General features: G+C 66.1%; 17 protein-coding genes. 7 read left to right on the top strand and 10 right to left on the bottom strand.

All coding sequences use genetic code 11. The features are described from left to right. Positions 1–145 precede the first annotated feature (145 nt). Positions 146–2431 carry a long-chain-fatty-acid--CoA ligase gene (locus MH112_RS05145; protein ID WP_296564810.1) on the top strand — a complete coding sequence of 762 codons (2286 nt, stop codon included), beginning with the start codon at positions 146–148 and terminating at the stop codon, positions 2429–2431. Here the strand turns inward: MH112_RS05145 and MH112_RS05150 are convergent. Continuing rightward, the gene (locus MH112_RS05150; protein ID WP_296564813.1) at positions 2428–3327 is read right to left on the bottom strand and encodes an MBL fold metallo-hydrolase; all 900 of its coding nucleotides are present in this window, start codon (positions 3325–3327) and stop codon (positions 2428–2430) included. The two genes, MH112_RS05145 and MH112_RS05150, sit on opposite strands and share 4 nt — an antisense overlap. Positions 3328–3420: 93 nt before the next feature. Here MH112_RS05150 and MH112_RS05155 point away from each other — a divergent pair, with 93 nt between their 5' ends. Further along, positions 3421–3579: a hypothetical protein gene (locus MH112_RS05155; RefSeq protein WP_296564816.1), complete on the top strand. Its 159-nt coding sequence runs from the start codon at positions 3421–3423 to the stop codon at positions 3577–3579. Between the two features lie 12 nt (positions 3580–3591). Here the strand turns inward: MH112_RS05155 and MH112_RS05160 are convergent, their stop codons facing one another. Next, the gene (locus MH112_RS05160; RefSeq protein ID WP_296564819.1) at positions 3592–3999 is read right to left on the bottom strand and encodes a TIGR01244 family sulfur transferase; all 408 of its coding nucleotides are present in this window, start codon (positions 3997–3999) and stop codon (positions 3592–3594) included. Between the two features lie 118 nt (positions 4000–4117). Here MH112_RS05160 and oppB point away from each other — a divergent pair, with 118 nt between their 5' ends. Then, a complete protein-coding gene (gene oppB, locus MH112_RS05165; protein WP_296564822.1) occupies positions 4118–5041 on the top strand; it encodes an oligopeptide ABC transporter permease OppB in 924 nt (307 codons plus the stop codon). Further along, on the top strand, positions 5038–5946 hold the full coding sequence (locus tag MH112_RS05170; RefSeq protein ID WP_296564825.1) for an ABC transporter permease subunit: 909 nt from the start codon (positions 5038–5040) through the stop codon (positions 5944–5946). The genes oppB and MH112_RS05170 overlap by 4 nt, the downstream gene beginning before the upstream one ends. 18 nt (positions 5947–5964) lie before the next feature. Here the strand turns inward: MH112_RS05170 and MH112_RS05175 are convergent, their stop codons facing one another. Beyond that, positions 5965–6507 carry a hypothetical protein gene (locus tag MH112_RS05175; protein ID WP_296564829.1) on the bottom strand — a complete coding sequence of 181 codons (543 nt, stop codon included), beginning with the start codon at positions 6505–6507 and terminating at the stop codon, positions 5965–5967. Positions 6508–6517: 10 nt separating this feature from the next. Here MH112_RS05175 and MH112_RS05180 point away from each other — a divergent pair, with 10 nt between their 5' ends. After that, complete coding sequence (locus MH112_RS05180) at positions 6518–8179, top strand: peptide ABC transporter substrate-binding protein (protein WP_296564831.1); 1662 nt, start codon at positions 6518–6520, stop codon at positions 8177–8179. Between the two features lie 243 nt (positions 8180–8422). Beyond that, a complete protein-coding gene (locus MH112_RS05185) occupies positions 8423–11392 on the top strand; it encodes a TonB-dependent receptor (protein WP_296564833.1) in 2970 nt (989 codons plus the stop codon). A gap of 431 nt (positions 11393–11823) precedes the next feature. Here MH112_RS05185 and sppA read toward each other — a convergent pair whose 3' ends face one another. The 3 genes from sppA to mnmH form a co-directional block, all read right to left on the bottom strand. Beyond that, complete coding sequence (gene sppA / locus MH112_RS05190; RefSeq protein WP_296564836.1) at positions 11824–13599, bottom strand: signal peptide peptidase SppA; 1776 nt, start codon at positions 13597–13599, stop codon at positions 11824–11826. A 128-nt stretch (positions 13600–13727) separates the two neighbouring features. Beyond that, on the bottom strand, positions 13728–15278 hold the full coding sequence (locus tag MH112_RS05195) for an AbgT family transporter (RefSeq protein ID WP_296564839.1): 1551 nt from the start codon (positions 15276–15278) through the stop codon (positions 13728–13730). A 123-nt stretch (positions 15279–15401) separates the two neighbouring features. Beyond that, a complete protein-coding gene (gene mnmH, locus MH112_RS05200; RefSeq protein WP_296564842.1) occupies positions 15402–16475 on the bottom strand; it encodes a tRNA 2-selenouridine(34) synthase MnmH in 1074 nt (357 codons plus the stop codon). Between the two features lie 70 nt (positions 16476–16545). Between mnmH and selD the strand changes: the two genes are divergently transcribed. Then, entirely contained in the window at positions 16546–17589 is a 1044-nt protein-coding gene (selD, locus tag MH112_RS05205) for a selenide, water dikinase SelD (RefSeq protein WP_296564843.1), read from the top strand. Here selD and MH112_RS05210 read toward each other — a convergent pair whose 3' ends face one another. From MH112_RS05210 to MH112_RS05225, 4 genes are all read right to left on the bottom strand, one after another. After that, positions 17590–18294: an ABC transporter ATP-binding protein gene (locus tag MH112_RS05210; RefSeq protein ID WP_296564847.1), complete on the bottom strand. Its 705-nt coding sequence runs from the start codon at positions 18292–18294 to the stop codon at positions 17590–17592. Then, positions 18291–19499 (bottom strand): ABC transporter permease, encoded by a 1209-nt coding sequence (locus MH112_RS05215; RefSeq protein ID WP_296564849.1) that lies wholly within the window; start codon positions 19497–19499, stop codon positions 18291–18293. Before MH112_RS05215 ends, MH112_RS05210 begins: the two co-directional genes overlap by 4 nt. A 3-nt stretch (positions 19500–19502) precedes the next feature. Then, the gene (locus MH112_RS05220; RefSeq protein WP_296564852.1) at positions 19503–20588 is read right to left on the bottom strand and encodes an efflux RND transporter periplasmic adaptor subunit; all 1086 of its coding nucleotides are present in this window, start codon (positions 20586–20588) and stop codon (positions 19503–19505) included. Positions 20589–20698: 110 nt separating this feature from the next. Then, positions 20699–21124 carry an EVE domain-containing protein gene (locus MH112_RS05225; protein ID WP_296564856.1) on the bottom strand — a complete coding sequence of 142 codons (426 nt, stop codon included), beginning with the start codon at positions 21122–21124 and terminating at the stop codon, positions 20699–20701. Positions 21125–21136 lie beyond the last annotated feature (12 nt).

Below are 21136 nucleotides of genomic sequence, written 5' to 3' on the forward strand. Positions count from 1 at the left end.
TCCACGGCTTGGGCGGGTTTCGCCCGGAAATCCGGCACCCGTTCCGTCGCAAGGCGCGCCTGATGGGCGACTCGCATTGCCTAAAGGCTGTTGCAAAACTAGCTTAGCCCTCAAGGAAACGCCTAAAAACTCTGGGAGCGAAGTGATGCTGGGCTTGATGCAGGACTGGCCGTTGACGGTCGACAAGATCCTGGACCATGCGAAGGAATGGCATGGGGACCGGGAGATCGTCAGCCGCAGCGTTGAGGGTCCGATCGTTAGGACCACCTATGCCGAGGTCCATGAGCGGGCCAAGCGTCTGTCCAACGCGCTCTTGAGCCTGGGCATGAAGCCCGGCGACCGGATTGCCACCCTGGCCTGGAACACCGCCCGCCACCTGGAGGCCTGGTACGGCATCATGGGGGTGGGCATGGTCTGCCACACGCTCAATCCGCGCCTGTTCGCGGAGCAACTGGCCTACATCATCAACCACGCTGAAGACCGGGTGATCTTCACCGACCTGACCTTCCTGCCGATTCTGGCCGCCCTAAAGGGCAAGCTGCCGACGGTGGAGAAGATCATCGTCATGACCGATGAGGCGCACATGGCCGATTGCCCCATCGAGGGCGCCCTGTGCTTCGAGACCCTGGTGGCCGAGGCTTCCCCCGACTGCGCCTGGGGCGGCTTTGACGAGAACACCGCAGCGGGCCTCTGCTATACCTCGGGCACCACGGGCAATCCCAAGGGCGTGCTCTATTCGCACCGCTCCAACTTCCTCCACACCCTGACCACCATGGGCACCGACGTGCTCGGCGTTGGCGCGGCGGACTCCATCCTGCCGGTGGTGCCGATGTTCCACGCCAATGCCTGGGGGATCGCCTTCTCCGCCCCGGCTGTGGGGGCCAAGCTGGTCATGCCGGGTCCCAAGCTGGACGGTGCCTCGGTCTATGAGCTGCTGGAGAGCGAGCAGGTCAATTTTTCGGCCGCTGTGCCCACGGTCTGGCAGATGCTTCTGCAGCACCTGCGCGACACCGGCGGCAAGCTGAGCAGCCTCAAGCGGGTGGTGATCGGCGGCTCGGCAGTGCCTGAAGCCATCGTCCGGGGCTTCCGCGATGAGTACGGCGTCGATGTCACCCATGCCTGGGGCATGACGGAAACCTCGCCCCTGGGCACCCAGGCGACTCCGAACCACAAGATCGCCGCCATGAGCGCCGAGGAGCAGCTACGCTTCAAGCTGAAGCAGGGCCGTCCGCCGCTCGGCATCGAGATGAAGCTGGTGGACGACGCCGAGGCGCGTCTGCCCCATGACGGGACGACCTTCGGGCGCCTGAAGGTCAAGGGCCCCTTCGTGGTCGGCGAATACTTCAAGGCTGACGGGGGCAAGATCCTCGACCCCGAGGGCTTCTTCGACACCGGCGACGTGGCGACCATCGATGGCCACGGCTACATGCAGATCACCGACCGGGCCAAGGATGTCATCAAGTCCGGCGGGGAATGGATCAGCTCCATCGAGATCGAGAACCTGGCGGCGGGCCACCCCAAGGCGGCCCTGGCAGCGGTGATCGGCGTGGCCCATCCCAAGTGGGACGAGCGGCCCCTGCTGCTGGTCAAGCTGCGCGACGGCGAGACCGCCAGCAAGGAAGAGTTCCTCCACTTCCTGGAGGGCAAGATCGCCAAATGGTGGATGCCCGACGATGTGGTCTTTGTGGATGACATTCCCCTCGGCGCCACAGGCAAGATCGACAAGAAGCTGATCCGCGACCGGATGGCCGACTACACCTTGCCGACGGCCGCGCCAGCTCCGGCTGCGCCCCTGCTGGCGTCCGCCCCCAAGCTCTATGCCCCGGAGCCTGAGGCGTCGGAGGTTGAGCCCCACGCGTCAGTCTGGACCCCGGCCCCCGGACCCGGTGAAGCACCTGTAGCGACTGACAGCTTGACGGTGGTGGGTGCCCCGCAAGCCGAGCCTGCCGCCACGTCGGTTGAGGAGGCTGTGGCGGACGCCCTCGGCCCTTTTCCCGGTGAGGCTGTAAAGCCTGAGGACACCGACGCGACCCCCTGGCCCGCCTATGTCCCAGAGGCGGCCCCGGCGACGGAGGCCAGCTTCAGCGACCAGCCGTTCGTCATGCCGGGCGCAGCACCCCGGCGTCGCCGGTCCTCGCCCCTGCCGGGCCTCTTTATGGTCGTCGCCCTGATCGTGGCCCTGGCGCCGGCCGCCATGTGGGCCGTGGGAACCTATGGCTGGAGCTATGGCTGGGTGGGCGGGGACCCCGCGCGGCTGCTGCTTGGCCTGTTCCCACAGGTGGCCATGGCCAGCGCCGCCACCGGCGTCCTGGCCATTGTCGTGGCGGCCATTGGCGGCTTCCGTCGCTACTGGCTGCCGGCCTTTGCTGCCATTCTGATCAGCGTGCTCACCCTGGCGGTCATGGCCGCCAGCGGCGGGCTGGGGGTTTAGCCGGCAAGACGGTAGCGGCTGTCGATGGACGGGGGTCCATCGGTCGTCACCTTGCCCCGGCGCACCAGGTCGATCATGTGCCCCAGGACCGACCTGGCCGCCGCCGGGTGCAGGCGGGGATCCACATCGGCATAGAGCGTCGGCACCATGTCGACGATCCGCTCAAAGCCTTCACCCACCGCCGCCAGCACCTGGGCCTCCCGGGCGCGGCGGTGGGCGGCATAGGCTTCGATGAATGGCGTCACCGCCAGGATCGGCGGGCCGTGGGTGGGCCATAGCACGTCGAATCCCCGGGCCTTCACCCGCTCGAGACTGTCCATGTAATCGGTCATATCCCCGTCCGGCGGGGTGATCACCGTGGTCGACCAGCCCATGATGTGGTCGCCTGAGAACAGGGCGTTCTCTTCCTTCAGGGCGAAACAGATGTGGTTTGAGGTGTGGCCCGGAGTGGCCACGGCCTCCAGGGTCCAGCCAGGGCCCTCCATGACCTGCCCGCCGCCGCACAGGCTGATGTCCGGGGCAAACCCGAAATCCGCACCGGCCTCGGTGCGTATGGTCGACTCTTCAGCGGCGATACCCACCGCGCAGCCATAGATCGGGGCCCCGGTCTTCTCTTTGAGGGGTCGCGCCAGGGGGGAGTGGTCGCTGTGGTGATGGGTGACCAGGATGTGGGTCACCCGCTCGCCAGGCTCCAGAGCGGCGAGAATCGCCTCCAGATGCTCGGGCAGGTCCGGCCCTGGATCGATCACCGCCACCTCGCCCCGGCCGACGATGTAGGTGCCCGTGCCCATGAAGGTGAACGGGCCAGGATTGCGGGCCACCACCCGGCGGATCAGGGGCGAGACCTGATCGCAGACCCCGTACTCGAACTGGATGTCGCGGACATAGGGAATCATGGGCGTTAGCTCCCGAAGGCGTCGGTCGAAGGACAGGTGATTGCGGCGCCGATGTTGCGGATCAGGGGGGACACAAGGGCAGGGGTAAGGGCCATGATCGCAGATACGGCTATTTTTGTCTCAAAACGGCTACAGCGGGCGGCGTTCGCCATGCTCTGTCTCATGGCGGCCCAGTTGACCCTGGCCATGGCCAGTTGCGAGGCCGAGCCTTCGGTCATGGCCGCACGGGTCAGCCTGGCCGATCTTCCTTAAGCCGCCCTGCCTCTAGCCCACCACGCCTGAGAGGTCGTAGCCGGCCTCGGCTCCCAGGGCGACCAGGGTCTGGCGATCGGTCCTGCCAGCCGCAGCCTGGCCCAGGGCCCAGGTGACAATCGAGCGGGTGCCCGACCGGCAATAGGCCAGAACCGGGCCTAAGGCCTGGTCCATCGCTTCGCGCTGGGCCTCGACCTGGGCGGCGTCCGGACCGCCGCGGACCGGAATGGCGAGGTAGTCGAGGCCGGCGGCGCGGGCGGCGGCTTCGATCTCCGCGCCCGACGGCTGGGCCGGGTCTTCCCCATCGGGACGATTGTTGATGATCAGGACAAAGCCCTGTTCGGCGGCCGCCGCCACATCGCTCACGGCGATTTGAGGGCTGACGGAGAACTGGTCGGTGACGCGTCTGAACGGGGTCATGAGGGCCTTGAAGGTGACATGGGTTACAGCTTCGTTTGACATCATCGGGGCGCAATGAAAGTTTCGCAACGCCCGGCCCAACGCCCAGGCCTTCAGCGGAAGACCCAAGCCACCTCAAATGCTGCGTTTCATAGGCCGACGCCTCCTCATCGCCATTCCCACCCTGTTCCTCGTGATCACGGTGGCCTTCTTCATGATGCGGGCCGCCCCAGGCAGCCCCTTCGACGGGGAGCGCAAGCTCTCGCCGGAGATCGAGGCCAATGTCATGGCCAAATACGGCATGGACCGGCCCCTGCATGAGCAATACGCCGCCTATCTCGTCGGCGTGGTGCAGGGCGATCTCGGTCCGTCGCTGAAGTACAAGGACAAGTCCGTCCTGCAGATTCTGCAGGAGAATTACCGGGTCAGCCTGACCCTTGGCCTGTCCGCCATCATTCTGGCGACGATCATTGGCGTCAGTCTGGGGGTGCTGGCCGCGCTACGACAGAATCAGACCACCGACTATGTGGTGATGACCATTGCCATATTGGGGGTCTGTATTCCCACGTTTGTCACCGCGCCGGTGCTGGTCCTGGTGATCGCCTCCAAGCTCGGATGGTTGCCCAGTGCAGGCTGGAATGGCGGGGCCCTGCCCAATCTGATCCTGCCCATCGTGGTGCTGACCCTGCCGCAGGTGGCGATCATCTCGCGCCTGACCCGGGCCGGCATGGTCGAGGTGCTGCGCTCCAACTATATCCGCACCGCCCGGGCCAAGGGCCTGCCGGAGAACCGGATCGTGCGCCGCCACGCCCTGCGGGCGGCCATCCTGCCCCTGGTCAGCTATCTCGGCCCCGCAGCCGCGGGCCTGATCACCGGCTCCCTGGTGGTGGAAAAGATCTTCAACCTGCCGGGGCTGGGCAAGTTCTTCGTGATCAGCGCCCTGCAGCGCGACTACACCGTGGTCATGGGGATGGTGATTTTCTACGCCGCCCTGATCCTGATCCTCAATCTGATCGCTGACCTGCTGCAGGCAGCCCTTGATCCTCGGGTGCGTCTGTCATGACCGGGACCATTCTGACCCCGGGCTCCCGGGTGGGTGCCGAGACCATGGAAAAGGCGGCCCGCGGGCGCAGCCTTTGGGATGACGCCCGCCGTCGTCTGATGCGCAACAAGGCCGCAGTAGGCGGCATGATCGTGCTGGGCCTCTTGGTGCTGGCGGCGATCATCGGCCCCTATTTCACCCCCTACGCCTACGACCAGATCAACAAGGACCATGTCTGGGCGCCGCCCATGACGCAGGGCCATCTGCTGGGCGCTGATTCCCTTGGACGGGACCTCCTGGCGCGGTTGTTGACCGGTCTGCGGGTCTCGCTGGCCATCGGTCTGGTGGCCACCACCGTGTCGCTGATTATCGGCGTCGCCTGGGGGGCGATCGCTGGCTATGTGGGCGGGCGGATCGACGAGATCATGATGCGCATCGTCGACGTGCTCTATTCGCTGCCCTTCATCTTCTTCGTCATCCTGCTGATGGTGACCTTCGGCTCGAACATCATCCTGATCTTCGTGGCCATCGGGGCGGTGGAATGGCTGACCATGTCGCGGATCGTGCGGGGCCAGACCCTGTCGCTGAAGCACAAGGAATTCGTCGAAGCCGCCCGCGCCGCAGGCCTCGGCGATGGCGGCATCATCGCCAAGCACATCATCCCCAACCTGCTGGGCCCCGTCGTGGTCTATGTGACCCTGACCATCCCCGCCGTGATCCTGGCCGAAAGCTTCCTGTCATTCCTGGGGCTGGGCGTGCAGCCGCCCATGGCCTCGCTGGGCACCCTGATCGCCAATGGCGCTCAGGACATGGAGCTGGCCTGGTGGCTGCTGGTGTTCCCATCGCTGACCATGGTGGTCACCCTGATGAGCTTCAACTTCATCGGCGATGGCCTGCGCGACGCCATCGATCCCAAGGACCGATAGGCGCCGCGCATGGGTCAGCTACTGGACGCGCTTGGCCCGCACAGCGCGCTGGCCGTCCAGGTTCATGAAGTAGCTGCCCAGGGAAGCCTTGCGGATCTCCACCTTGGTTCCGGCCCGGGGGCGGCGGCCGACCACTTCGCTGTCGGTCTGCTGCCAGACCGCGCCGTCTTCCAGCTCGATCACCCACTTACCGCTGGCCTGATAGGCAGCCTTGGCGACGCCACTGACCCTGTCCATCTCTTCAGGGGCTACCCCCCGCTCAAACAGCGCCATGGACGGCATGGAGAAGCCAAAGGTCTGACGGCGCACGGTTCTCGCCTGTTCGCGGTCCACCACGACAATGTCGCCCTTGGCCTCAGCCTGGTCCATGGCACCGGCAGCCTGGTCAAAGCAGGCCAGCCGCGCGGCGTCCTCGGTGAGTCCCCGGCAATCCAGCAGCGACTGGAGAATTGCCGCCCGCCCTGGGGCCTCAGGCGTTTGCGCCAGCGCGCCTGCGGGCATGAGTATCCCAGCACTGGCGATCACCAGGCTGAGTCTTGCTCCGGGCCAAAAACCTGTCATCGGTTGCCTCATGATCTTTCCAAGCCTCATTGAAGAGGTCCGCCGCCGTCGGCGCAATCTCTTCTCGTCATCCCATGTCGCCCTGGCGATCGTCGTCCCCGTGCTGCTCGCCGCAGCCTGCGCCCCTCAGGCGCCGGTCCGCCCCCCTTGCCCTGAGGGGGAGGTCTGCCTGCTGATCGGCAATGGGTCGGAGCCTGCGACCCTGGACCCACACAAGGCCACAGGGACGTGGGAAAGCCGAATCCTCGCTGATGCCTTCATTGGGCTGACCCAGGACGACGCCAGCGGCGGGGTGGCCCCTGGCATGGCTGAGCGCTGGGAGGTCAGTGACGACGGCCTTGTCTGGACCTTCTATCTGCGGGAGGCCACCTGGTCGGACGGCGTGCCGGTGACCGCCGAGGACTTCGTCTTCTCCCTGCGTCGGATCCTGCTGCCGGAAACCGCGTCGGAATATTCCTCGCTGCTCTATTTCATCGATGGCGCCCAGGAACTCAATGAAGGCAAGACCGGGCCCGAGGCCCTGGGGGTCCGGGCCGTTGATCCCCGCACTTTGGAGATCCGCCTGGTTCACCCGGCCCCCTATCTCACCGAGGTGGCCAAGCACCAGACCATGTCGCCGGTGCCCAAGCACCTTGTGGAGCGGCTGGGGGACGCCTGGGTCCAACCGCAGAACATCGTCACCAATGGCCCCTACCGGATCGCGACATGGCGGCTGGGCGACCACGTGAAGATGACCAAGAATCCCCGGTTCTATGAGGCCGACAAGGTCTGCGTGGATCAGGTCTATTATTATCCCACCACCGACGCCGCCAGTTCCGAGCGCCGGGTTCGGCGGGGGGAGCTGGACATCAGCTATGAGGTTCAGTCCAACCGGATCGCCTTCCTGCGGGAAGAAATCCCGGACTATGTGCGGACCCATACCTATCTGGGCGTGGCCTATATGGCCTTTAACTCCAGTGTGGAGCCACTGAAGGATGTCCGGGTGCGCCGGGCCATCAGCATGGCGCTGGACCGGGAGTTCATCACCAACAAGCTGCTGCGGGGCGGGCAGGTCCCGGCCTACAACTATGTCCCGCCGGGGGTAGCCAACTACACCTCGCCCCCGGAGCCGGAATGGGCGAAATGGCCCCTTGAGCGTCGGCAGGCGGAAGCCAGGCGGCTGCTGGCCGAGGCCGGCTATGGTCCCAACAAGCCCCTGAAACTCGAGATCAAGCACCGCAACTCCGCCGATCCGACCCTGTTCATGCCGGCGGTGCAGGCCGACCTCAAGGCGGTGGGTATCGATCTGGCCCTGGCTCAGAACGAGGTTCAGATCGCCTATGCCTCTTACAGGGTGCGAGACTTCCAGATCGCCGATGCCGGCTGGGTGGCCGACTATAACGACGCGATGAGCTTCCTCTATCTCAACCGCTCCACAGCTGGTTCTCAGAACTACGCCGACTATAACAACCCGCTCTATGACGAACTGCTGGCCAAGGCCGACAATGAGCCGGACGCTGAAATCCGCGCGGGGTACCTGGCTGAGGCCGAGCGGATCATGCTGGAAGACGCCCCCATCGTGCCGGTCTATTTCCTGAACACCAAGGCTCTGGTGAACCCCAGGATCACCGGCTGGGTCGACAACATCATCGACCATCACCGGACGCGTTATCTATGCGTTGAGGGTCGTTAGGCCGCCGATCAGGGGCATGAATTGATCGTCAGGTGCCTCAGACATGGCCAGTCTGTGTCTGGAATGTGACAGGTGGGGCGTGAAAACATTGCGGCTTGTTAATGGCCGTTGACCCCTGTTCCGTAACCCTCGTAACTCCCCGTAACCCGGATCGGTCTCGATCCGCGGGACACTTTTTTTGTGGGGAGCGGCTCATCGCCTGTCCGTCTCGGACGTGGGGTTGGCCCGCTGGAGGATCTGACCTTGAACATCAAATCTAACCGACAGCGCCTTTTGGCGTCATCGATGATCTGCGGCGCGGCTTTTGCCGCCATGGCTGTTTCGCCGGCCACCGCCCAGGTCGCCGAAGTCGAAGAACTGGTCGTCACCGGTTCGCGCATTCAGGTGCCCGGCCTTGAATCGGCCAGCCCGATCCTGACGGTCGGCGCGGCTGAAATTGGCCTGCAGCAGCAGCCTGAAGTGGAAAAGATCATCCGCTTCCTGCCCATCTCCGTCCCCTCGGACGGCGACGCGGTGAACAACGGCACGCAAGGTGTGTCGACCGTCAACCTGCGCGGCCTCGGCGCCCAGCGGAACCTGGTCCTCATCGACGGTCAGCGGGTCACCCCGTACAACACGGCTGGCCAGGTGGACGTGTCGGTCATCCCGACCGCCTTCCTTGAGCGCGTGGACATCATCACCGGTGGTGCCTCGGCCGTGTACGGTTCGGACGCGATCTCCGGCGCCATCAACTTCATCCTGAAGAAGAATTTTGAAGGCGTCGAACTGGACACCAAGTACTCGGTGACCGGCGCTGGCGACGGCGAAGTGATCTCCACCTCGCTCACCTTCGGCTCGAACGTGGCCGACGGCCGCGGCAATGTCGCCTTGAGCATGAACTATTCCCAGCGTGAAGGCGTGCTGTTCGGCACCCGTCCGCTCGGTAACCTCGGCATCGAAACCGCCTCGGGCGCCAACTATCAGAACTTCCTCGACGGCCGTCAGCCGACCCCCGCTCCCGCAGGCTGCGGCGGCCCGGGTTCTGTGGCCGCTGGTGGTTCGACCACCACCGTTCCCACCCGCACCCAGATCACCGGCGTCGGCACCTCGGCGGCTCAGTTCCGTGAAGACGGCACCCTTGGCCCCAACTGCGGCGTGTTCAACTTCAACCCGTTCAACTATTATCAGACCCCGCAGGAGCGTTTCGGTGCCACCGCGATCGGCTACTACGAGCTGGCTGAGAACGTCGAAGCCTATGCCCGCGTGGTCTACTCCTCCACCAATGTGTCCCAGCAGATCGCCCCGTCGGGCATCTTCGGCAACTCTTATTACGTGCCGCTGGCCAACCCCTTCCTGACGGCCCAGGCCCAGACCACCCTGATTAACTCGGCCAACACCGCTCGCACCGCCGGCACCCTGCCGGCCACCAGCTGGCGTGACCTGAACGCCAACGGCGTCGTCGACGCTGCTGATGACCTGCGGCTTGTGATCCGTCGCCGGACCGGCGAGCTCGGCGCCCGTTCGTCGACCTATGACAACAACATGTTCCAGTTCACCCTCGGCCTTCGGGGCGAGTTCATGGATAACTGGAACTGGAACGTCTATCTCCAGCAGGGTCAGGTTGACCGGACCGAAATCCGCGCCGGCTATACCAATACCACCAACTTCGGCAACGCGCTTGACGCGGTCTCCACCACCACCTGCCGTGTGGGCGGTTCGGGCTGCGTTCCAATCAACGTCTTCGGTGCCTATGGCACCATTACTCCGGCCATGGCCGCCTACTCTAGCGCCACGGGCGTCCTTATCGAGAGCTACGAGCAGACCGTGTTCAACGCGTCTGTGAACGGTGAACTGACCGCCCTGAAGAGTCCCTGGGCTTCGCAGTCGGTGGTCGCCTCCCTCGGCGTGGAATACCGCGAAGAGTTCGGCGCCTCCACGCCGGACGAGTGCCTCAAGCTCCCGCCCATCAGCTGCCTCGGCGGCGCTGGCGGCAACCAGCTGCCGATCGTCGGCGGCTTCGATGCGCACGAAATCTTCGGCGAAATGATCGTTCCGATCGCCATGGACCAGCCCCTGGCTCAGTCCCTGGGCCTGGAACTCGGCTATCGTTACTCGGACTACAACCCGACCGGGACCTACAGCACCTGGAAGGCCGGTCTGAACTACGAGCCCTTCGACGGTCTGCTGCTGCGCGTCATGCGTCAGCGCGCCGCCCGCGCCCCGAACGTCGGCGAAATCGCCGCGCCGGTGGTGATCGGTCTGCGTAACGCCGACTTCGATCCCTGCTCGCTGGGTGCCCGTCGGGCCATTACCGCTGACGTCCGCGCCCGTTGTATCGCCACCGGCATGACGGCCGCCCAAGTCGGCACCGTCCAGGATATCGTGGCCGGCCAGATCAACACCTTCGAAGGTACCGACCTGACCAAACTGCCCTCGGCGGAACTGGCGGACACCACCACCGTCGGTCTTGTCTGGACCCCGACCTTCCTGACCGCCCTGCGCGCTCCGGTCGTGTCGGTCGACTACTATGACATCGAGGTGAAGGACTACATCGGTGCCTTCTCCGCCCAGGAAACCCTGGACGGCTGCTACATCTCGGGTATCCAGCAGTTCTGCCAGCGCATCGTCCGCGTCGACGGCGACATCGCTTCGCCGGGCTCGGGCGTTCAGCGCTTCACCACCAACCTCAACTACATTCGCGCCGAAGGCGTCGAAGCGGCGGTCAACTTCGGCCTCGACCTCGACACCCTGGGCCTGAGCGAGCGTTGGGGCAGCCTGGCGGTCTCCTGGACGGGTAACTACTACCTGACCAACGAGTCGCGCTCGAGCAACACCGTGCCGGAAATCGACTGCCTGGGCTTCTTCGGTAATGCCTGTGGCAACCCGACCCACAAGTTCCGCTTCGTCCAGCGGACCACCTGGACCATGGGCGACCTGCAGGTGTCCTACCTGTGGCGTCACCTGAACAAGGTCGAGATCGAGCCGGTGCAGCAGCCCAACACCTTCCGGGCGTTCCGCGAGATCGAGGCCTATAACTACATCGACCTGGCCGCCAGCTACGCCTTCAACGACGTCGCCAAGGTGACCTTCTCCGTGCAGAACCTGCTCGAGAAGGATCCCCCGGTGCTCGGCAACGAAGCAGCGACCACCTCGGCGAACTCGGGCAACACCCTGCCCAGCGCCTACGACACGCTCGGCCGCATCTTCGCGGTCGGCCTGAACCTGCGGTTCTAAAGGACCGTAGTTCAGTCCTGGAGAGGGGGCGGCGGACTTCGGTCCGCCGCCCTTTTTCGTGGGCCAGACACAGCCCGCCAGCTGCCAATCGCGCAGCGGTCCCTGAAAACGCGGTCTCGCAACGGGGCCCAAGGCTCTGGACCACCGGGGCCATCGAGCTGTTACTGGTATCGGGGGCGGGGCGTGTTCTGCGGAACGGGCCCCTGGCGGCAGTGTTTCCTGGCCTTAGGGCGCAAGGCGTGAGCTGGCCGCGCTGGCGGCCCGCAGATCATCAGGATGCCACCGTCGCAGCCTGTGCTGTGTCGGTGCCCGCCCTAGCCGGGCTCATCCATGGCACCCCGCCTAGCGTCCTAGGGCGGCCCCTCTAGACACAGACAGAAGGTGACCCGCCCCGTTTCGCGGGCATGGGTCCTTGAGCGCGCGCCTGGAGCCTAGCGCACGGGCGTCGGGGCCAGGACCGCGGCTGAACCCTGAGCCCGAAGCCGCTCGGCCGCCAGGGTGTCGAGCACCCCTTGGGCCCGAGGATCCCCCAGCACCCAGGCGGCGGCCGCCAGGGTCTTCACCGAGACCGCACTCATGCCCAGGGCCCGTTCCAGGGCCTCGAGCGGGCTGGCGTGCGGCGTCATCCGGCGCAGGCGAACCTCACCCTCGATCCCGGCCAGGGCCTTGGCCTTGTCCACGGCCTGATAGAAGCCGCCCAGTTCATCCACCAGACCCAGGGACTTGGCCTGGGCGCCGGTCCAGACCCGGCCGCGGGCGATCTCGTCCACCCGCTCGGGCGTCAGATCACGACCCCGGGCCACCCGCACGATGAAGGCGTCGTAAACATCATCCATCATGGTCGAGAAGGCGGCTTCCTGGGCCGGAGTGAACCCGCCGCCCATGCCATAGGCCCCGGCGAACTCGCCGCCGACCCCTAAGCTGCGCATGTCGACACCAAACTCGGCCAGGGCCGGGCCGAGGGCGAGCTTGCCGCCATAGACGCCGATGGAGCCGGTCAGGGTGGTGGGCTGGGCGATGATGGCCGAGGCTTCTGACGCGATCCAGTAACCCCCGGAGGCACCATAGGTCCCCATGCTGACCACCACCGGCTTGTCGGCGGCCTTGGCGGCGCGGACCGCGGCGAGGATCTGTTCGGACGCGGTGTCTGACCCGCCTGGCGAATTGACCCGCAGAACCACGGCCTTGATGTCGTCGTCCTCGGCGGCGTCATAGAGCGCCTGGGCCACATCGTCGGAGAAGATCATGGCGCTGGGCGCCAGGGGGTTCGACAGGCCGTTCTGACCGGTGATGATCGGACCTTCGGCCTCGATCACGGCGATGGTCGGCCCCGAGCCATCCTCTGTGCCTGCGCTGCGGGCATAGGCTGCCAGGTCCAGCAGGCGGGCATTGTCGCCAGCCGCCGTCAACATCGCCTGCTGGGCCTCATGCAGATGGCCGAGCTTGTCGATCAGGCCCAGCTCCAGGGCCCGGGCGGCATTATAGGGGCCAGCCTCCAGCCGGCTGCGCAGCACGGCAGGCTCCATCTCCCGGTCGCTGGCGGCCAGACCCAGGGTGCTCAGATAGACCGAGTTCATCCACGACAGCTGGGCGGTACGGTGGGCGGCGGTGTAGTCGCTGTGGAGATAGGTGTTGACCGCGTTCTTGAATTCCTTGCGCTGTTCGAAGTCTGGCTCAACGCTGTATTGGTCGAAGAAGCGCTTGAAGAACACGTCCTCTACCGCAAGTCCGGTGGCCTGCAGGCCGGCACCCGGCTGCATCCAAAGCTCACCTGCAGCCGCCCCAACCATGTAGGTGGAGGTCACCACGCCGGCCTGATAGAGGCCCTGGCTGTGGGCGATCACCGGCTTGCCAGCCGCTTCGAAGCGCCTGAGGGCCAGTCGAATTTCATCGGCAGCGCCGGGCTCCATGCCCACCTCGGGCAGGCGAACCAGAAGCCCCTTCACCCGCCGGTCGTCCTCGGCCCGGTGCAGGGCCTCGATGACCGACATCACTGAGGGCGAGCCCCCGCCAAAGGCCGCCAGGGGGCCTTGGGAATCCTGGTCGGTCAGGGCACTGCGCAGGTCCAGCTGCAGGACCACCGCCCCCGGCACAGGGGCTGGCCGTGTCGCCCCCGCGGCGATGACGATCAGCAGGAAGGGCACGCCCACCAGAAACAGGGTCAGGCCGGCGAACACGCCAGCCATGGTGGTCAGGAACTGCTTCATCGGGGGCCCGTGCAGGGAGGAGGATGTTATCTCAACCCTATATCGGGGCCCGTTGCGGGGAAATGAAGAGCATCTGACGGGCGATCAGCCAGATCACCCGCCAGAGGCGCAATATGTCGCTCTTGGTCCTAGGGCGCGCTGAGGGTGGGCAGCTCATAGGTGACGCCGGCCCCGGGGCCGAGCGGCAGGTCGAGGGCGGTCCATCCCAGCACCATGATCATGCCCGCTGCCAGGAAGGTGAGCGAGTAGGGGATCATGACCGCCATCAGCGAGCCGACCTTGAAGTCCTTCTGGTAGCGCTGGGCAAAGCCGAGGATCAGCGGGAAGTAGACCATCAGGGGGGTGATGATGTTGGTGGTGGAATCTCCGACCCGGTAGGCTGCGGTGCTCATTTCCGGGCTGACCCCCAGCAGCATCAGCATCGGCACCAGGATGGGGGCCAGGGCCGCCCACTTGGCCGAGGCTGACCCGATGAACAGGTTGATGCAGGCCGCGAGGAGGACGATGCCCGACAGGAGCAGCGGGGTTGGCAGGCCAGAGGCGCGCAGGCCCTCAGCGCCATGGATGGCGACAATGGCCCCGAGGTTTGACCAGTTGAACATGGCCACGAAATGGGCGGCCACAAAGGCCAGCACGATATAGGGACCCATCTCGGCCATGGACTGTCCGGTCAGGCGGACCACATCGCCCTGGCTCTTGACGGTGCCAGCCGCCGCGCCGTAGGCGACGCCGCAGACCAGGAACAGCAGGAAGAAGCCCGCCACCAGGGAGGAATAGAACGGAGTCAGCCGCTCGCCGGGACCGCCCTCGGCATTGATGAAGGGGGCCGCCGGCCCAAGGGTCATGGCTGTCCAGAGGCCGATCACCACCACCGCGCCAATACCCGCCCAGATGAGGCCCTTACGCTCGCGGGCACTGGCCCCCTCGGCGTCCCCCTCGGCCTCGGCCGCATCGATCGCGGGCGACAGCGGCACCCAGGGGCCGAGCTTGGGCTCTACGATCTTGTCCGTGACCCACCACCCCAGGGGCGTGAAGATGACGGTCATGGCCAGGATAAACCACCAGTTGCCGGCGATATTGGCCGTCCAGCTGGGGTCCAGAAGCCGCGCAGCAGGCTCAGTGATCCCCAGCAGCAGGGCGTCCAGATGGCCTGGAAAGATGTTGGCGGAGAACCCGCCCGAGACCCCGGCGAAGGCCGCAGCTATACCCGCCACCGGATGGCGGCCGGCCGCAGCAAACACCACGCCGGCCAGGGGGATCAGCACCACATAGGCGGCGTCGGCGGCGTGGTTGGCGATGATGGCCACAAAGATGATGATCGGCGTCAGCAGGGCCTTGGGGGCCTTGGAGATGCTGGCCTTCATGGCCGCCGTGAACAGTCCCGTCCGCTCGGCCACCCCGGCCCCCAGCATGACGGTGAGCACGAAGCCCAAGGGGGCGAAGCTGGTCAGGGTGCGCGGCATGTCCACAAACAGCCGCTGCAGGTTCTCTGATGTGGCCAGGCTGACGGCGGTCAGGGTCTCGCCGGTGGCCGGATTGACCGCCGAGGCACCAAGGCCCGCAGCGATCATGCTGCCCACGAACAGGGCGACGATCATCCAGACGAAGATGACCACAGGATCGGGCAGGCGGTTGCCCACCTTCTCGATCATCCCCAAGACCCCGGACTGCATGGCCATCTGGCTACCCCTTTGCAATTCTGCGCCAAACTTCGCCATAGCGAGCGCCGTGGCAAGCCTTGCCGTGCGAGGGCCACCTCATGCCCCCCAGATCGGGGGCGTTCCAACGCGAATTTGATCGGCCTAGAGGCACCCAAAGGTCTCGCAGACAAGAGTGGCGACCCCCCGGGCCGCAGCGCTGCAGCTTGCCGGATCGGTGGGCTCTACGATGATCTGTCCCACCACCGGCGCCCCGGCCTTGCGGGCGGCGCGGTCATAGGCCGGATCATAGTGAAGGTCGATCAGGGCCTGGGCCAGGTCGGCAAAGGCACCGGCAGCGATCATCCCCCGCCAAGCCGCCCTGCGCTCGGCGCTCGGTGCTACCGGCAGACGGTCAAAGGCCGCCTCCAAGGCGTTTGGATCAGCGGCAATATCCCCATAGGCGCCCACCAGATACTGCGCCCGGCTGGCTTGCGGGGCGTCAAGCACCACCCGGGGCGCGCTCTGCATGGCCTGCCAGAGGACCGGCGGCGTCATCCGATCGCCGATCTTGCTGGCCTCGGCCTCCACCACGATGGGGCGTTCAGGATCAAGGGTGTTCAGGGCCTGGAGCAGACGGGTCTCAAAGAGCTTCTGGCTGGGCTGCGGCCGCCCCGCCAGGGCCCCAAACAGCGAGCCCCGATGCTCGGCCAGACCCTCGAGATCAAGGATCTGGACCCCCAAGGCCTCCAGCTGGTGCAGAATTTCGGTCTTGGCTGAGCCGGTATGGCCATCAATCAGGAGCAATTTCAGCGCCTTTGGCGTGTCATAGAGGCTTGCGGTGACGTGTCGTCGATAGGTCCGGTAACCCCCGCGCAGCAGGGTGACGGGCCAGCCCACCTGGGACAGGATGGTGGCCATGGCGTCAGACCTCTGCCCCCCGCGCCAGCAATAGATCAACGGCTTGAAGCTGGCCGGGCGGTCGGCCAGGGCGGTCTCCAGGTGGCGGGCGATGTTGCGGGCCACATGGGCCGCGCCGATCCGACGGGCCAGGAACCGCGATTCCTGGACATAGATGGTTCCCACCTCCGCCCGCTGCTGGTCGTCCAGCACCGGCAGGTTTTCCGCGCCGGGCAGGTGGTCGAGGGCGAACTCGGCGGGGCTGCGCACATCGATGACCGCATCATAACGGGCGAGGTCGGCGGCGCTTACCGCCTCGGTCGTCTCATACCCGGCCATGCTGCACTCCCAACCTCGTCGGGGTGCTATACAACGCGCCTGCAACCGTTCGAAACAAGGACGATACCCGATGGCGCAACAGCAGCGGCTGACCGATCTGGCCCATGGCGGCGGCTGCGGCTGCAAGCTGTCGCCTGCCGTGCTCCGCGAGATTCTGGCCGGTGTGCCCCAGGCGGGTCTGTTCCCCAACCTGATGGTCGGGACCGAAACCTCCGACGATGCCGCCGTATGGCGCCTCAACGATCAGCAGGCCCTGGTGGCGACCACCGACTTCTTCATGCCCGTGGTGGATGATCCCTTCGACTTCGGACGCATCGCCGCCACCAACGCCATCTCCGATGTCTATGCCATGGGGGCGAGCCCGATCTTCGCCCTGGCCATTGTCGGTATGCCCATCGGCAAGCTGTCCACCGAACAGATCTCCGCGATCCTGGCCGGCGGCGCGGCGGTCTGCGCCGAGGCGGGCATCCCGGTGGCGGGGGGGCACTCCATCGACAGCGTCGAACCGATCTATGGTCTCGTGGCGCTTGGTCTGGTGCATCCCGATCAGGTGCTCACCAACCGGATGGCGCGGCCCGGCGATGTCCTGCTGTTGACCAAGGGCCTTGGGGTGGGGGTGCTCAGCGCGGCGTTCAAGCAGGGGCGTCTTGAGACGGCGGGGTATGAGGCCCTGATCGCCTCGACCACTCAGCTCAACCGGATCGGTGCCGAGCTGGCCAGGTTCGAGGGCGTGCATGGCGTGACCGACGTCACGGGCTTTGGCTTGCTGGGCCACACCCTGGAAATGTGCCGAGGGGCAGGGGTCGCGGCTGAGATCGCAGCTGACGGGCCGGTTCTGCTGGCCGGGGTCGAAGCCCTGTCCCGGGACGGCGTGCGCACCGGCGCTTCAGGGCGCAACTGGGCCAGCTATGGCGAGGCGGTCAGCCTGCCTGAGGGCTTCCCAGAATGGCGGCGGGATATCCTTTGTGACCCGCAGACCAGCGGCGGCCTGCTCATCGCCCTGGATCCCGCCGCTGTTCCAGCCGTGATGGCGCGTCTCGCGGCGCTGGGGGCCGGTGCCGCAGCCGTCGTCGGTAAGGTGGTGGAAGGCCAGCCCTCGGTGAAGGTGATCTGATCAACCCCCAGGGATCGCCTTCTCCTCCTGCGGCTGGACCTTACCATCGACCAGCAGGATGCGCCGGTGGCAGCGGGCGGCCACGTGCTCATCATGGGTGCAGATCAGGAAGGTTCCACCTTCCTCGCGGTTGACCTCGCCCATGAGGTCGAGGACCTGGCCCGCCGAGCGCAGGTCCAGATTGCCCGTCGGCTCATCGGCGATCACCAGTTCGGGGCGGTTCATCAGGGCCCGCGCTATAGCCACCCGCTGCTTCTGCCCGCCCGACAGCCGCGAGGCCGGGAAGTGCGCCCGATCGGCCAGACCGACCCTTTCCAGAAGCGATAGGGCCCGACGGCGCATCTCGGGGGAAATGCCGCCCGCCGGGGCCGCCGCCGGAAAGGCCACATTTTCCATGGCCGAAAAGTCAGGCAGCAGATGATGAAACTGGAAGACAAACCCCAGCCGCTGGTTGCGGAAGGCCGCCCGGGCCTTTTCCCCCATGTCGTCCACCCTCTGTCCGGCGATCTGGATCTCACCCTCGGTCGGCCGCAGCAGCAGACCCAGGATCGACAGCAGGGTGGACTTGCCCGAACCTGAGGCCCCCACCAGGGCCACCAGTTCCCCGGGGGCCAGATCCACATCGATGCCGCGCAGCACCTGGGTTTCCTCATCGCCATTGCGGAAGGTCATGACCACGCCGCGCGCCTGAAGCACCGAGCTCATTGCTGGATTGCCTCCAGGGGATCGATCCGTGCGGCAGAACGGGCCGGGAAGGCCGAGGCCAGCACCGCACCCAGGGTGGTAAGGATCAGCACCGCCACATAACCACCGCGCTCTGGGGCGATGGGCAGGGGCGGGGTCCCGTCCGCGCCGGTCAGGGAGGCCAGGAAGGTGCAGAGCCCATAACCGCTCAGGCAGCCGAGCAAACCGCCGGCCAGGCCAATCAGCAGCCCCTGCAGCATGAACACCGCTACGATGAAGCGCCCGGAAATGCCGAACGCGCGCATGATCCCCACCTCGCTCCGCCGGCGATAGGCTGACAGCACCAGGGCGCTGGCCACACCGATGATGATCGAGATCAGCGAGAAGATCTGGATCAGGGTTCCTGTGCGCCCCTGGGCGTCGAGGGCGGCCTCCAGGTTCAGGTTCTTGTCCTGCCAGGGGGTGGCGCGAAGGCCTGTGGCACCGGCCAGGAAGTCGGCCACCTCCCGCGCCCGGCCTGGCTCGTCGAGCTTGACCTCGATATTGGTCACGCCTTCGGGCAGGTTGAACAGGGGACGGGCGGTCTGCAGGGACATGAAGGCGACCCTGGAATCCAGGCTCTGCAGCCCCGTCTTGAAAATCCCCCTGACCGTCAGTAGGCGCTCGCCACCCCGATCGGTTCGCAGCAGCACCGGCTGGCCCGCCGTCAGACCCAGATCCTTGGCCAGTTCCACCCCGATGAGCAGACCATCGGCACCCAGGGCGCCCTGGCCACTGACCAGGCTGGGCGTGATCGGGGTGATGGCGTCCAGACCTTCGGGCTCGAGCCCCGTGACGGATACAGGCTGTACCGCCTCGCCCTTGACCAGGAAGGCGTTACCGCTGATTTGCGGGCTGAGCCCGGCCACGCCGGACTGGCTGCGGATCAGGTCGACCGTGGAGCTCCAGGTGCGAATCTGGCTGCGTTGAAAGGTTGAGATCAGCGCCACGCCCTCGGTCCGAACGCCGTCGTCTCCCGGCAGGATCTGCGCCAGGCGGGTGGCGGGCTCCAGGGTCACATGGGCGCTATTGCCTGTGACCTGTTCGGTCAGGTTTATGGCCAGCCCTTCGATCAGGGCGGTGATAAAGATGAACACCGTCACCCCGAGAGCCACGCCCGTAACCAGCAGCACGGTCTGGGCAGGGTTGGAGGTCAGGTAGCGTCGGGCCACCGTGAGGGCGAACATGGCCTAGGACCCGTCCGGGGAAGCAACCGAGGTCGCCACCGGTCGAACCTTTTCCCCCGGTCGAAGCCCGGCGGGTGCAAGGACCAGTCGGTCGCCAGCGGACAATCCGCTCTCGATGATTGCGCCCTGCGATGGCCAGCGGGCGATGACGATATCCCTGACCCGGATGGTGTCCTCGGCGTCCACCACATAGGCCTTAGGTGCGGTCGTGGCGTCGACCACTGAAAGTCGGGGGATGACGATGGCGGCAGGGCGCACGGCAACAACAATGGTCACGTCCACCGAGCGGCCCGGGGCGAGGTTCGTTCCTGTCTCCGGGCGGACCCTGACCAGTCGGCCCCCCGTGGCGGAGTCCACCTTGGGGGAGATTTCACTGACCATGGCGGCGAAGCGGGCCTCGGCGCCTGAGGCCGCAGCGCGGGCGGTCATGCCGGGGGCCAGCGCGTCGGCATAGGCTTCATCCACCTCCGCCAGAATCTCCACGCCGTCCAGGGACCCAAGCTCGAACAGGGGGGTGGCCGCAGCGATCACCTGACCGCTGTCCACGGGACGGGCCAGGATCAGACCGGCCATGGGCGCGCGAACTACAAACTCCTGGCTTCGGGCGGTGGAGGCTCTGGCCGTGGCCTGGGCGGCGGCGACATTGGCTTCGGCGGTGCGCAGGACGGCCCTGACCTGGTCAAGGGCTGCCTGGGCGGCGAAGCCCTGTCGGGCCAGGGTTTCGGTACGTTGGACGGCCAGTCTGGCCTGGGCGGCTTCAGCCTGAGCTGCGCGGACCCGAGCGGAGTCAGCTTCGCCCTGGGCGGCCTCAACCACGGCCAGTATCCGGGCCAGGGGCTCTCCCTGAGCCACCTGATCGCCCTCGTCCCGCATCATCTCGACCACTTGGCCGGGATTGGGCGAACGCACCTCCACAAGGTCAATGGGACGCACGCGACCGACGACGGCCAGGACCAGCTCTGTGGCCTCAGGGGCCAGGGTGGTCACCGCCACCTCCGTGGGGCGACGGCTGAGCATGAAGGCTGTTGCGGCGATGAGCGCCACCACCAGCACCAGAACGGCGAGCTTGAGCCTTCCGCGCCCCTTCATCGGCAGACCTCATGGCGGTGGGAACAGGCAGGCGCGGTCATGGCGTCCCTTTCGGAGTCCCTATGTCGGCGAAGCCCCAGCCCTGCATCAAGGCCCGAAGCCGACCCAGGTCAACCCGTGGCGGTGAGTCCAACACAGTCCATGATGTGGGCCCATTCCGCGGCGCTCACCGGCTGAACCGAGAGTCGGAAGGCGGTGACCAGGGCCATGGTCTTCAACGCAGGGTCGGCCTTGGCCTCAGCCAGGGTGAAAGGGCGGGGCAGGGGCACCTTGGCTCGGACATCGACGCAGACAAAGACCCCCTTGGGATCGCTGGCGTCTGGGTAGGCTTCGGTGATCACCTCGCAGACCCCAACGATCTCCTTCCCAGTCTGGGAGTGATAGAAGAAGGCCTGGTCGCCGACCTGCATGGCCATCAGATTGAGTTTGGCACTGTGGTTTCGCACGCCCGTCCAAGGTTCCCCGCGGTCACCGCAGGCCACCAGATCGTCCCAGGAAAATGCGTCCGGTTCGGACTTCAGCAGCCAGTAGGCCATGGGGCCAGGTCC

The sequence above is a fragment of the Phenylobacterium sp. genome (genome assembly GCF_022402485.1).
Lineage (GTDB): Bacteria > Pseudomonadota > Alphaproteobacteria > Caulobacterales > Caulobacteraceae > Phenylobacterium.

What these genes read in the sequence shown, in the direction of transcription:
- MH112_RS05175 (WP_296564829.1), bottom strand. Translation starts at nt 6,507, where the DNA reads ATGACAGGTTTTTGGCCCGGAGCAAGACTCAGCCTGGTGATCGCCAGT.
- MH112_RS05225 (WP_296564856.1), bottom strand. Translation starts at nt 21,124, where the DNA reads ATGGCCTACTGGCTGCTGAAGTCCGAACCGGACGCATTTTCCTGGGAC.
- oppB (WP_296564822.1), top strand. Translation starts at nt 4,118, where the DNA reads ATGCTGCGTTTCATAGGCCGACGCCTCCTCATCGCCATTCCCACCCTG.
- MH112_RS05215 (WP_296564849.1), bottom strand. Translation starts at nt 19,499, where the DNA reads ATGTTCGCCCTCACGGTGGCCCGACGCTACCTGACCTCCAACCCTGCC.
- MH112_RS05145 (WP_296564810.1), top strand. Translation starts at nt 146, where the DNA reads ATGCTGGGCTTGATGCAGGACTGGCCGTTGACGGTCGACAAGATCCTG.
- MH112_RS05160 (WP_296564819.1), bottom strand. Translation starts at nt 3,999, where the DNA reads ATGACCCCGTTCAGACGCGTCACCGACCAGTTCTCCGTCAGCCCTCAA.
- sppA (WP_296564836.1), bottom strand. Translation starts at nt 13,599, where the DNA reads ATGAAGCAGTTCCTGACCACCATGGCTGGCGTGTTCGCCGGCCTGACC.
- MH112_RS05180 (WP_296564831.1), top strand. Translation starts at nt 6,518, where the DNA reads ATGATCTTTCCAAGCCTCATTGAAGAGGTCCGCCGCCGTCGGCGCAAT.
- MH112_RS05210 (WP_296564847.1), bottom strand. Translation starts at nt 18,294, where the DNA reads ATGAGCTCGGTGCTTCAGGCGCGCGGCGTGGTCATGACCTTCCGCAAT.
- MH112_RS05155 (WP_296564816.1), top strand. Translation starts at nt 3,421, where the DNA reads ATGATCGCAGATACGGCTATTTTTGTCTCAAAACGGCTACAGCGGGCG.
- MH112_RS05220 (WP_296564852.1), bottom strand. Translation starts at nt 20,588, where the DNA reads ATGAAGGGGCGCGGAAGGCTCAAGCTCGCCGTTCTGGTGCTGGTGGTG.
- selD (WP_296564843.1), top strand. Translation starts at nt 16,546, where the DNA reads ATGGCGCAACAGCAGCGGCTGACCGATCTGGCCCATGGCGGCGGCTGC.
- MH112_RS05150 (WP_296564813.1), bottom strand. Translation starts at nt 3,327, where the DNA reads ATGATTCCCTATGTCCGCGACATCCAGTTCGAGTACGGGGTCTGCGAT.
- MH112_RS05170 (WP_296564825.1), top strand. Translation starts at nt 5,038, where the DNA reads ATGACCGGGACCATTCTGACCCCGGGCTCCCGGGTGGGTGCCGAGACC.
- MH112_RS05195 (WP_296564839.1), bottom strand. Translation starts at nt 15,278, where the DNA reads ATGGCCATGCAGTCCGGGGTCTTGGGGATGATCGAGAAGGTGGGCAAC.
- mnmH (WP_296564842.1), bottom strand. Translation starts at nt 16,475, where the DNA reads ATGGCCGGGTATGAGACGACCGAGGCGGTAAGCGCCGCCGACCTCGCC.